The 12,055-nt window shown below is 63.7% G+C and carries 8 protein-coding genes; 4 read left to right on the top strand and 4 right to left on the bottom strand.

Features of this window, described 5'->3' with window-relative positions; translation table 11 throughout:
• Positions 1–17: 17 nt before the first annotated feature.
• Together ACZ1JX_RS14190 and ACZ1JX_RS14195 are read left to right on the top strand one after the other, a co-directional pair.
• Positions 18–2,093: a S9 family peptidase gene (locus tag ACZ1JX_RS14190; protein ID WP_465124165.1), complete on the top strand. Its 2,076-nt coding sequence runs from the start codon at positions 18–20 to the stop codon at positions 2,091–2,093.
• Entirely contained in the window at positions 2,090–2,485 is a 396-nt protein-coding gene (locus ACZ1JX_RS14195) for an acyl-CoA thioesterase (protein ID WP_465124166.1), read from the top strand. The genes ACZ1JX_RS14190 and ACZ1JX_RS14195 overlap by 4 nt, the downstream gene beginning before the upstream one ends.
• On the opposite strand, the gene ACZ1JX_RS14200 is transcribed toward ACZ1JX_RS14195, so the two are convergent.
• From ACZ1JX_RS14200 to ACZ1JX_RS14210, 3 genes are all read right to left on the bottom strand, one after another.
• A complete protein-coding gene (locus tag ACZ1JX_RS14200; protein ID WP_465124167.1) occupies positions 2,482–4,188 on the bottom strand; it encodes a sensor domain-containing diguanylate cyclase in 1,707 nt (568 codons plus the stop codon). The genes ACZ1JX_RS14195 and ACZ1JX_RS14200 overlap by 4 nt on opposite strands.
• 118 nt (positions 4,189–4,306) lie before the next feature.
• Positions 4,307–6,769: a DNA translocase FtsK gene (locus tag ACZ1JX_RS14205; RefSeq protein WP_465124168.1), complete on the bottom strand. Its 2,463-nt coding sequence runs from the start codon at positions 6,767–6,769 to the stop codon at positions 4,307–4,309.
• A gap of 87 nt (positions 6,770–6,856) precedes the next feature.
• Positions 6,857–7,417, bottom strand: a complete 561-nt coding sequence (locus tag ACZ1JX_RS14210; protein WP_465124169.1) for a thiamine phosphate synthase — start codon at positions 7,415–7,417, stop codon at positions 6,857–6,859.
• A 22-nt stretch (positions 7,418–7,439) separates the two neighbouring features.
• On the opposite strand from ACZ1JX_RS14210, the gene ACZ1JX_RS14215 reads away from it, so the two are divergent.
• Positions 7,440–8,105, top strand: coding sequence for a YggS family pyridoxal phosphate-dependent enzyme (locus tag ACZ1JX_RS14215; protein ID WP_465124170.1), 666 nt, complete (start codon positions 7,440–7,442; stop codon positions 8,103–8,105).
• 215 nt (positions 8,106–8,320) lie between these two features.
• The gene (locus ACZ1JX_RS14220; RefSeq protein WP_465124171.1) at positions 8,321–9,565 is read left to right on the top strand and encodes a GGDEF domain-containing protein; all 1,245 of its coding nucleotides are present in this window, start codon (positions 8,321–8,323) and stop codon (positions 9,563–9,565) included.
• A 54-nt stretch (positions 9,566–9,619) separates the two neighbouring features.
• On the opposite strand, the gene ACZ1JX_RS14225 is transcribed toward ACZ1JX_RS14220, so the two are convergent.
• Positions 9,620–11,977, bottom strand: a complete 2,358-nt coding sequence (locus tag ACZ1JX_RS14225; RefSeq protein WP_465124172.1) for a TonB-dependent receptor — start codon at positions 11,975–11,977, stop codon at positions 9,620–9,622.
• Positions 11,978–12,055 lie beyond the last annotated feature (78 nt).

The following is a 12,055-nucleotide window of genomic DNA, read 5'->3' on the forward strand; positions in this document are numbered from 1 at the left end:
TCATGCGCACAACATAGATGCGGGGGATGAGCATTGCCACACCTCCTGTCGCCGCCAAGAAGCCGCACAGCTTTTCGCACCATGGCCTGACCGTCACCGACGATTACGCATGGCTGCGCGATCCGGGCTATCCGGAGGTGAAGGACAAGGAGGTCCTTGCCCATCTCGAGGCGGAAAACGCCTGGTTCGAGAGCCGCATGGCCGAGCGCCAGCCGGTGATCAATGCGCTGTTCAAGGAAATGCGCGGCCGCATCAAGGAGGCTGACAAGTCGGTCCCGCAGAAGGATGGCGATTTCCTCTACTGGATCGAGTTCGAGGAAGGCGCCGAATACAAGAAGTGGTGGCGCCGCCCGGTCGGCGCGCCCGACGATGGCAGCGCGGACGAGCTGATCCTTGACGAAGTCGCGCTGGCCGAGGGCAAGGAATACTTCCGGTTGGGCGCGATTGCCGTATCGAAGGACGGCACCAAGCTGGCGTGGTCGGTGGACGACAATGGCTCGGAGCGCTTCACCGCGCGGATCAAGGTGATTGCCACCGGCGAAGTCCTGCCCGACGAGATTCCGGGCACGCTGTCCGGCCTGATCTGGGTGAAGGACGATACCGGCCTCGTCTACAGCCTCGCCAACGAAAACTGGCGGACCGACAACGCGCGGCTGCACTGGATCGGCCAGCCGCTGGAGAACGACGTCGAACTCTACCACGAGGATGACGAAGGCTTCCGCGTCGGCGCGTCGCTTTCGGCCAACGAGAAGTGGCTGATCATCTCGACCGGCGACCATGAGACTGGCGAAGTGCGGCTGGTGCCAACCGATGATCCGCTGGCAGAACCGCTGCTGGTCAAGCCGCGCCAGAAGGGCGTTGAGTACGACGTCGATGAGCGTGACGGCGTGCTCTACATCCACGCCAACGACACCCACGAGAATTTCCGCCTAGCAACGGCGCCATTGTCCAGCCCCGGCGATTGGACCACGTTGATCGAAGGCACCGACGACTTCTACCTCACCGGCTTCGACCTGTTCCGCAATTTCTACGTGACCGAAGGCCGGGTGCGCGGGTTGGACCGGATCGAGGTGCGCTATTACGACGATCCTTCGCGCGTAGAGCCGATCGAGTTTCCCGAAGAGAGCTACGAAGCTTCGCTTGGCGACAATCCCGAATGGGACATGAGCGTGCTGCGGGTGGGCTATGAGTCGATGGTCAGCCCTGCTTCGTCATATGATTACGACGTTGCCACGCGCAGCCTCAAGCTGCTCAAGGTGCAGGAAATCCCGAGCGGTTATGACGCTTCGCTCTATGAAACCGCGCGTCTTGAAATCGCCGCGCGCGATGGCACGATGGTGCCGGTCAGCGTGGTCTGGAGGAAGGATCGCGCACCCGGCGGACCGCTGCATCTTTATGGCTACGGCGCCTATGGCATCGCCATCGGACCCGGCTTCTCGACAACGCGGCTCAGCCTTGTCGATCGCGGCTTTGCCTATGCCATCGCGCATATCCGCGGCGGCGACGACCTTGGCCGCGCCTGGTACAAGGCGGGCAAGCTCGAGGCGCGGACCAACACCTTCAACGACTTCGTGGATGTCGCCAAGGGCCTGATCGAGCGCGGATTCACGGCTCCGGGCAAGATCAGCATCTCGGGCGGTTCGGCCGGTGGCGAACTGATGGGCGCGGTGATCAATTCCAACCCTGAGCTTTGGGGCGCGGTCGTGGCGCATGTGCCGTTCGTCGACGTGCTCAACACCATGCTCGACGAGGAACTGCCGCTCACTCCCGGCGAGTGGCCCGAATGGGGCAATCCTATCGAGGACAAGGCGGCGTTCGAGCTGATCCGGTCCTATTCGCCCTATGATCAGGTTAGTCCCCAAGCCTACCCGCCGCTGATGGTGACCGCAGGGCTGAACGATCCGCGCGTGACCTACTGGGAACCTGCCAAGTGGGTGGCTCGTCTGCGCGAGGTGAAGACCGACGGCAACGAGCTGATCCTCAAGACCAACATGGGCGCAGGCCACGGCGGCAAGTCGGGCAGGTTCGAGAGCTTGAAGGAAACGGCGGAGGAGTTCGCGTTCATCCTGTGGCAACTGGGGGTGGACGCTTGAGCAACCGCCACACCCTGACCTTCACAGCAGGCCCCGAGCACATCGACGAGTTGGGCCACGTCAACAATGCGGTGTGGGTGAACTGGATTCAGGACATTGCCACCGCGCACTGGTCTGCAGTGGCCTCGCCAGAACACCAGGACGCATACGTCTGGGTCGTGACGCGGCATGAGATCGACTATCGCGGCAACATCGTGTCTGGAGAGAGCGTGACTGCCGAGACTTTCATTCCGGAACCACCCACCGGCGCGCGATTCGACCGGCGGGTGGACTTCCGCAACGCTGCGGGCAAGGTCATCGTCAGCGCCAAGACCACCTGGGCGATCATCGACCGTGCCTCGGGCCGCATCCTGCGCGTTCCCAAGGACGTGGCCGCGCCGTTCCTGCCTTAGGCGATTTCGCGTCCGGCAGGTTCAAAGCCTGTCACTTTCTCGCGCATCGTCCGGTTCCGGCCGAGGCGCTTGGCTTCGTAAAGCAACTGGTCGCAGCGGGCGTAGAGCGAGGCGAAGTCGATCTGCAGGTTTCCGCGGGTATCGTGCTCGACCAGCCCCATGCTCGCCGTGACAATGTGTTCGAGGCCCGGGACTTCGGCGGTGATGCGGGTGGTGATCGCCCTGCGGCAACGCTCTGCGCGGGCCGCGGCATCGACCCCGCGCAGCAGGAGCAGGAACTCCTCGCCTCCCATGCGGATGGCCTTGGTGTCGCGATCGTCGGTCAGGGCCCCGGCGGCTGCACGCAGGACAATGTCGCCGGTGGAATGGCCGTGGGTATCGTTGACCACCTTGAAATGATCGAGATCTATCACCGCCATGGTGCGGAATCCGCGTTCGAACAGGTTCTCAAAGCGCTTTTCGATCGTCCGCCGGTTGCGCAGGCCGGTCAGCGGATCGCGGTCGGCCACGCCTTCGAGTTCGAGCGCGCGCGCGGTGGCGCGGTCGCGCTCCTGGCGCACCGCAACGAAGCGATTGACGATGCCGAGCGCGGTCACCAGCACTTCGAGCGCCAGTGCCAGCTGGTACAGCTCGATGGCTTCGGTCGGATGCAGACCGGGCACGAGGTAGGCGATGATCCGCCACGAGCCGATGGCCATGATCGGCGTCCATGCCACGATCTGAAGCCCCACGAACCTGCTGCCGCGACGCCTTGCATCCCAGAGCATCGTCGCCAGCACGATGATCACTGCCCCGATCGAGATGTGCATCGCAGGGGCAGACCACGACCGCACGGCTTCTGCCGGAATCGAACACACGATGCCGACAGCCCAGACTGCCGGCCCGGTCCGCGTGGCCAGACGGCGCAGGCGGTGTGACAGCGCATCGGCCTCGATGAACGTTGCCGCAAACATCGGGGCCGCTCCGGCCATTGTCGAGAAGGCTATGTTGGAGGCCTGCCATTCCCACAGGGCATGAAAGCCGAACATGACATGGAAGAAGCCGGTGGCAAAAGCCGCCTGCACCAGCATCGATGCCACCATCACGAGATGCCAGATGACGTAGCGTTCAGGCAGGACCGAATAGAAGGCGGTGTTTATCAGGAGTGGCACGAGCAGCATCCCGCAGATCGCCGCCATCGCCACGATCCTTTGCAAGGGCCAGCCGCTGCCTTCGGGAAACGGATCGAGCCGCATCTCGCTGAGCGTGGTCTTGCTCCAAGGACGGACTACGCGCACTGCGACCGCGCGGGTATCGGACGTTACGCCCGGCACAGGCACAACCATGTAGGGACCTGTCGCCAGGTGGTGGACGTCCGCTGGCCACGACGAAAACCATCGGGCCTTCCCGTTGGCTTCGATCACCCCCACGTCGATGCGTTCGAAATTGCCCGTATGCGTGACGACGCTTTGCGGCAGGACACGACCTTCGGCCTGCCCCAGTTCGAAACGGACGAGCACGGCGTCGGTCGAGAGGCTCCAGCCACCGTTGTCGCAGCGCCAGCGTTCAGGCCGGGCATCGACGTCGGCCCACCTTTCGCCCACCGCTGCATCGGCGTGGCACATGCGCTCGGGACGAACGTTCTGCGCCCCTGCCGTCACTGGCAATGCGCCAGCAAACAGCAGGACGAAGAGGCACAGCCAACGTCCGATCCCACCAGTCATGCTGCACAAGCTAGACGAGCAAGCTTAGGAGCCCGTTAATTGCCAGCAACAAACAGCCTGAAGTTTCCCTGAGAATGGAATTGCGAATTGTTCACCCGGGTAAGGTCCGCGTGAACAATCACAAGACGTTACCGTCCTTGTCGCGATAGATCTCCCGACGGCCGACATGGTTGGCCGGCCCTACCAGACCATCGGCTTCCATCCGCTCGATCCACTTCGATGCGGTATTGTAGCCGACGCCCATCTGGCGCTGGATCCAGCTGGCCGAAGCCTTCTGGCTTTCGAACACCAGCTGGCACACCTGGCGGTACTTGCGGTCTTCCGGGTTGTCCGAGGCACTGTCGATATCGTCGAAGCCGAAACCGCCATCCTCGGGCTCTTCGGTGACCGAATCGACGTAGTCCGGGCTGCCCTGCCCGCGCCAGTGATCGGCGACCTTCTCGACTTCCTCGTCCGAAACGAATGGGCCGTGGACGCGCTTTATCGGGTCGGTGTTCGGCTTGTAGAGCATGTCGCCCTTGCCCAGCAGCTGCTCTGCGCCCTGTTCGCCAAGGATCGTGCGGCTGTCGATGCGGCTGGTCACGGCAAACGAGATGCGCGTCGGCAGGTTGGCCTTGATCACGCCGGTGATGACGTCGACCGACGGGCGCTGCGTGGCCATGATCAGGTGGATGCCTGCCGCGCGGCTCTTCTGCGAAAGGCGCTGGATCAGGACTTCGATCTCCTTGCCGACGGTGACCATGAGGTCGGCCAGCTCATCGACGATGACCACGATCTGCGGCAGCACTTCGTAATCGAGCTGCTGTTCCTCGAACAGTTCCTCGCCCGTATCGGGATCAAAGCCGACCTGGATGCGGCGGCCGAGCGGCTTGCCCTTGGCTTGCGCCGCGCGGACTTTCTCGTTGAAGCCCGAGATGTTGCGCACGCCGATCGAGGACATCTGGCGATAGCGCCGCTCCATTTCCTCGACCGCCCACTTGAGCGCACGCACCGCCTTCGACGGCTCGGTCACCACCGGCGAGAGCAGGTGCGGGATGTCGTCGTAGGACTTGAGTTCGAGCACCTTGGGATCGACGAGGATCATGCGGCACTGCGCGGGCGTCAGGCGGTAGAGCAGCGAGAGCAGGATGCAGTTGAGCCCGACCGACTTGCCCGAGCCGGTGGTGCCCGCAACCAGCAGGTGCGGCATCGTGGCAAGGTCAGCCACGATAGGCTCGCCCGAGATATCCTTGCCCAGAATGATCGGCAGCAGCGCCTTGGAACTGACGAACTTTTCGCAGGCAACAAGCTCGCGGAAGCCAACCATGTCGCGGATCGCGTTGGGCAATTCGATGCCCATGACGGTGCGGCCGGGAATGGCCGAGACGCGCGCCGAAATCGCGCTCATGTTGCGGGCGATGTCGTCGGCAAGGCCGATCACGCGGCTGGCCTTGATGCCTGGCGCCGGTTCCAGTTCGTACATCGTGACCACCGGACCCGTGCGCACGGCAGTGATCTCGCCCTTCACGTTGAAATCGTCGAGCACGTTTTCGAGCAGGCGCGCGTTGCGTTCGAGCGCCAGCTTGTCGATCTTCTGCACCGAGCCTGCCGGCGCTTCGACCAGCAGGTCGATCGAGGGCAATTCGTACTTGTTGTCGAACAGATCGCCCTGTCGTGCCTTGGGCGGAGCTGCGGCAACCGTCGGCGTACGCGTGGGATCGCTGATCTCGGTAGGCTTGCGCTGCGCCAGCACGTCCTCGAGGTCGATGCTGTCGGCAGCGGCGCGCGCTTCCTTGTCGCGGCGGTCCTTGCGGGGCGAGGGAGCAGGCGTTTCGTCCTCGGCATCCTCGTCGCCGTCAATGTCCTGCGGCGCGCGGCGGAGGAACGGCGGCAGCGTGAGCATCTGCGCCCAGTCGAAAGCAAAGACCCTTGCCGCAAGGGCCAGCCCTCCGACCAGTGCAACGAGGCCGAGCGGCACGCTGATCCACTGCGGGGCAATTTGCGGAACGAGCCTTGCAAGCGCGTTGATCGCTGCGGCACCAAGAAGCCCTGAAAGGCCCCCCGGGCCTGCCGGCAGGCGGCTTGCCGTACTCGAAGCCCAGAGCGCAAGTGCCGTGCCGATCAGCGCCATGGCCAGCAGCAGGACAAGCGCTGGACGCCACCAGCGCGGTGCGGGCACCGCCTCGCCGTCCTCGTCTTCCTCGTCGATGTCGATCAGGTCGCTCTCGGCTTCCCACATGCGCCGCGCGAACACCCACATCAGCGGGAGCAGCAAGGCACCGGGCAAACCGAACAGCATCAGCACCTTGTCAGAGGCCCATGCTCCGGCCAGCCCCATCCAGTTCTCCACCGGGCTGCCCGAAGCGGTGCTGCCGGAAGGATCGGTCTGGGTATAGCTGACAAGCGCGAGCGCGAGGAACAGCAGCGCGGCGGCCATGATTCCGCCGCCGAGCAGTTCGAGACTGCGGCGCAGCGAACGGCGCAGGACCGCACGCCAGTCTGCCCCGCGCAGGCCGGAGCTGCGCTTTCCGGGCGCGCGCGATCCAGCGTCCCGCACGCTGGCGGTCCGCCCTTTCGCGGTGTTTGCTGCCCGGCTTGCCATGTCTTTGCCTAATCCCTGCCCTTGCCGAACACATCATGCGCCCGAACGGGACTCACCGTCAAGAATCCCGACAGGAATTGCGACCAATCAAGGCGTTACGGCAAGCCCATCGATCGCAGCCCAACCGTGCACCGGCAATCGCGCGGCCCGCGCCGCTGTCATCCCGCCCAGCGCGATCACCGGAAGCGGTGAGCGTCGGGCCAACAGCAGAAATTTGACCGCGCCCAGCACCGGCGCTCCGGGGTGCGATCGCGTCGGGAACACTGGCGAAAGCAGGATCGCATGCGCCCCTGCCCTGACCGCCGCTCCGATCTCGGCCAGCGAATGCGCGGTGGCCAGCCGCAAGCCGCTCTGCCCTGCGACCGCGCGGGGTGATCCATAGACGCCGTCAAGGCCCCAGCTTCGCGGCACCCGTGCACCGATCACGGCGACCCCGCGCCTTTGTGCCAGCATTCGCAAAGTCACGAACCGAGCGCGCCGAGCCGGGCCGGCAAGATGATAATGCCGGAACGCCAGCGCATCGCCGCCCCCCATCCGCGACAGGGCGCGCTCAAGGCCTGCGTCATTGCGCGCATCGCTTAGCAATACGCGTCGCGGCAAATCCCTTGCGGTGGTCTGGGCCCTTGCGATGGTCTGGCGCTTTCCCATCGCCGCGCTATAGCACCGCGCCATGGAACAGGCAGTACCCTCATCACCGCTCGAACAGGTCCGCGCCAGCATCGCCAAGGCCGCCCGCATTGCCGGACGCAATGCCGAGGACGTGACGCTGGTCGCCGTATCCAAGACCAAGCCCGCCGAGGCAATCCTCGCTCTGATTGCGCAAGGGCAGCGTGTGTTCGGCGAGAATCGGGTGCAGGAGGTGCAGGACAAGTGGCCCGCAATCCGCGCCGCGTATCCCGATGTCGAATTGCACCTCGTCGGCCAGCTGCAGTCGAACAAGGCCGAGGACGCCATCGCACTGTTTGACTGCATCCACTCGGTTGATCGCCCCAGCCTCGTCACAGCATTGGGCAAGGCGCAGGACAAGCTGGGACGCAAGGTGCCCTGCTTCGTACAGGTCAACATCGGCAACGAGGAGCAGAAGGGTGGCTGCGCCGTGGCAGACCTTCCCGCCTTGCTGGCGCAGGCGCGCGAAGCCGGCCTCGACGTCATCGGACTGATGTGCGTGCCACCCGCCGGGATCGAGGCCGCACCATTCTTCGCGCTGCTCGACAAGCTGGCGGACGACAACGGCCTTGCCGCCCTGTCAATGGGCATGAGCGACGATTTCGAGACTGCGGTGCAGCTTGGCGCGACCCATGTCCGGGTCGGATCGGCATTGTTCGGCGCCCGCTGACGGCGCAGCACGTCGGCAGGTCAACGTGGGCGCCGCTGGCACCTTATGGTTAGCGAAGGATCACCGCATCCTTGCGCAATGCGTCGGGTTGGGACTTTACCAGGCTGCAGAACGTCTTGCGTAACCTGCGTCGATTGCAGGCGGAGCAGCGCGTGGACCAGGCTTCCAGATTTGCAGATGACAGCGCCCAGGAATACTCGATAGTACCAAGGCGCGTGATCTATCTCGTTCTCGTGCTTCTGCACCTCATCGGAATCGCGCTGGCCGCCGTTCACAATCTGATCGACAATGACTTTGGCGATCCCATGCTCAATGTCTTGCTGGCAGTACTTTGTGCTGCAGCACTGACGCAATTGGGCCTTCGTAGCGTCGCCCTGCGCGAGTTTCGTCAGAAGGCGGCAGACCACGAAAGCACTGTACGGGCACGCTGGCAGACCGACGAGCTCTTCAGCATGACAGACATGCTGCAGGCAGCGGAAACCTACGACGATGCTGGTGCGGTGCTCATGGCCACTGCAAAGCGCTTGCTGCCCGAGCACGGCGTTGCGCTCTACGTTTTCAACAACTCGCGCGATCGGCTCGATCTGACCCGATCATGGGACCTGCCTGAGGGCTATGATCCGCTGCCCGCACTTTCGCCTGCGAACTGCTGGGCTCTCAAACGCGGCAAGACCCACGTGAACGTGCCTTCCATCAACGGACTGTGCTGTGCCCATCATGCAGGCACAGTGGCGACGGTGGAAATTCCAATGATGGCATGCGGACAACTTCACGGTCTGTTGATCCTCGCAAGGGACGAGGCAGAGAAGGAGGCCGACGCGGAGTCCAAGGTCCATAATGTGAGCCGTCTCGGCCGAGCGCTGGCCGACTCCATGTCGCTCGCCCTTTCGAACATTGCCCTGCGCGAGAAGCTGCGCACGCAGTCGCTGCGCGATCCGTTGACCGGGCTCTACAACCGGCGCTACATGGAGGATGCACTCGAACGCTTCGTCTCGCTTGGGTCGCGCTCAGGGGCGAGCACGGCCGTGATCATGCTGGACCTCGACAACTTCAAGAAGCTCAACGACGAGCACGGCCATGCCAAGGGCGATGCGGTGCTGCGTGACGTCGCCGCCCAGATTGTCGGCTGCCTGCGCCCGACCGACGTCGTCTGCCGCTATGGCGGGGAAGAACTGGTCGCGATCCTGCCGGACTGCTCGCTGGAGGACGTGCTGGAGAAGGCAGAGATCTTGCGCCAGCGCATCGAATCCCTGAGCGCCAGCCACGAATGTGCGATTTCGGCATCGCTCGGCGTGGCCACCATCCCCGAAACGGCAACGTCGGCAACCGACATCGTGCCGATTGCCGACGCTGCACTCTATGCCGCCAAGAAAGCGGGCAAGAACTGCATTGTCGCCGCCGAGAAGCGCGCCGGACGCGAGGCTCCGAGGCTGGCCGCGATCAAGACCAAGCAGAACTGATGCGCGACTGACAGCGACGCTGCGCAATTCCTGAACCGCGCAGCGTCCTCCTCATCAGAAGTTGGCGTTCAGTTCCACACCGAGGACGCGGCCGCGCGTGAGTGGCGAGAACGTGCCGACGGCGGGATTCTCGGCGAACGGGCGGTTCACTCCGGTCGACAGAGGTCCGCCGAACACCGGGATCTGCGCAGCGCCACTACCGATCTGCGTATCACCACCATGCTGCACCTGATCGAGCAGGTTGCGGCCATAGAGCGTGAAAGTGAGCCCGCCGGTATTGTAGCTGATCGAGGCGTCGAGGTTGTTGGCAGACGCGATCCAGCCGAAGTTGTTGTCGGTATAGGCAAAGCGATCGCGGAACTGCCAGTTGGCGCGCGCCAGAATGCTGGAATCCTCGCCGGTGGGGAAATCGAGCACCGCGCCCGCACCATAGGTCCACTTCGGCAAGCGCGGCAGAGCCAGCGCACGGTCGGCGGCATTGACGGCACCGTCGCTCGAAAGATCGAAAAGCACCTTGGTGTAGCGTCCGTCGATGTAGCCGAAGTTGGCCGTGAGCAGCAGATGCTTGTTCACGGCAAAACGCCCCTCACCCTCGATACCGTCGATCCGGGCATCGGCGGTGTTGAAGATCGACTGCGCCACGCCCGCTGCCGAACCCTCGTTCACTTCGCGCTGCATGTTGCCCACCTCGGTGCGGAAGGCGGCAAGGTTGACCGTCAGCTTGCGGTCGGGCGTGCGGTACTTCACGCCGATTTCGTAGCTGTCGACCTGCTCCTCGTCGAAGGCGTAGTTGGGGTTGGGTCCACCCACGCCGGCCAGCAGTTCGAACGCGCGCGCGTTGGTGATGCGGAAGTTGTAGCCGCCGGAACGGAACGCCCGCGACCAGCTGCCATAGACCTGCGCATCGCCGTTGAACTTGTACTGGAAGCCCAGTTTCGGCCCCCAGTTCTCCCAGGTGCGCTTGTCCGTGAAGCCGTTGTTTTCGGCCGGCAGCGCGCCGGGAATCGCGGTGTTGCGCCCGGACGTGGCACAGGTGCCCGCAATGACCGAACAATTCGCCCGCGGGCGGATATAGGTGACTGCCACATCCTTTGTTTCGCGCGACCAGCGCAGGCCGGCGGTCAGAGTCAGTTTCTCGGTCACGTCGTAGTCACCGGCTGCGAAGAGTCCGAGCACGTCGTGGTCCTGCCTGCCGCCACCGATGCTCGGGCCCAGCGGGCTGATGAAGGAAGGGAACCGGCGCACTTCATCATAGCCGAGATTCTGCTGGAACCAGAAGCCGCCCGTGGTCAGATCAAGATCACCCAGGCGCACGTTGTAGCGCAGCTCGTTCGAATACTGCCGCTGGTTGAAGGCTGATTCCGAATGGAAACGGAACACTGGCAAGGCGTCGATGTCTCCGCTTGTGGAAGACTTGAAATCGCGGAAGCCGAAGATGTTGGTCAGCTGGCCGTCGCCGATGTCGATCTCGGTCTTGTGCGTGGCGAACCATGCCTCATTGCGATAGAATCCGCGGTTGTCGACCGAGAAGTCGAAGGTATCGCGCTTGAACCGGGCACGGTTCTGCGCGGCAGGGCCATCGCCGTCGCTGGTGAAGTATTCGACCTTTGCGACCATCCGGATGGCTTCGGTCGGCAGGAATTCCAGCGCACCGCGCACGATCTCGGTATTGGCCTTGCCGAAGTTGCTGCCATCGAACTGGTTGCGGAAATAGCCTTGGTCGTTGTTGACGTATCCGGCGATCTTGAAGTTGAGCTTGTCCTTGATCAGCGGACCCGAAACCACTGCCTGCGCGGCAAAGTTGCCCGACCCCCTGCCGGAATCGACCGGTCCTTCGTAGAAAACCCGGAAATTGCCGCGGAAATCCGAGGTCGGATCACCCGTATTGACCAGCACCGCGCCGCCCGTGGTGTTGCGGCCATAGAGAATGCCCTGCGGCCCGCGGGCAACTTCGACCGAGCCGAGATCGAACACGTCGAACACCAGACCGCTGTTCACCCCGATGTAGACGCCATCGACAAAGACGCCGACGGTGGGATCGATCGAGGGGATCGAGCTGTTCACGCCGAGGCCGCGGATCGAGAAGTTGGCCGTACCGCGCGACGTGCCGATCTGATCGAGCGAGACGTTGGGCGCACTGAATGTCAGGGTTTGCAGGTCGCGGACCTGCAGCGTCTGCAAGGTCTGGGCATTGAAGGCCGTGATCGCCATCGGCACCGCCTGGACGTTCTCGACGTCCATCTTCTTGGTGGCCGTGACGATGATGTCTGCGTTGAGCGCATCGATAGCCGACTGCTCCTGCCCTTCCGTAGCTTCCTGCGCAAGGGCAACCCCCGCGCCCGAGGCGACGAGCGCGAGCGCACTGAGCCCGCCGGAGATTGCACGGACGGCCCTCTTTGAAGTGATTGGCATTCACAGCTCCCGATTATGTTGTGGAGCCGTAAATGCCTGCTGCTCACCAGCATTCAACCTGTTTTCAAGTGAGCAATT

This window comes from Novosphingobium sp. BL-A-41-Hi4A-0G (assembly GCF_055521735.1).

Bases quoted from the DNA above. Each gene is read 5' to 3' on its own strand.
- ACZ1JX_RS14190 (WP_465124165.1), top strand. From the start codon at position 18: ATGCGGGGGATGAGCATTGCCACACCTCCTGTCGCCGCCAAGAAGCCG.
- ACZ1JX_RS14200 (WP_465124167.1), bottom strand. From the start codon at position 4,188: ATGACTGGTGGGATCGGACGTTGGCTGTGCCTCTTCGTCCTGCTGTTT.
- ACZ1JX_RS14205 (WP_465124168.1), bottom strand. From the start codon at position 6,769: ATGGCAAGCCGGGCAGCAAACACCGCGAAAGGGCGGACCGCCAGCGTG.
- ACZ1JX_RS14210 (WP_465124169.1), bottom strand. From the start codon at position 7,417: ATGGGAAAGCGCCAGACCATCGCAAGGGCCCAGACCACCGCAAGGGAT.
- ACZ1JX_RS14215 (WP_465124170.1), top strand. From the start codon at position 7,440: ATGGAACAGGCAGTACCCTCATCACCGCTCGAACAGGTCCGCGCCAGC.
- ACZ1JX_RS14225 (WP_465124172.1), bottom strand. From the start codon at position 11,977: ATGCCAATCACTTCAAAGAGGGCCGTCCGTGCAATCTCCGGCGGGCTC.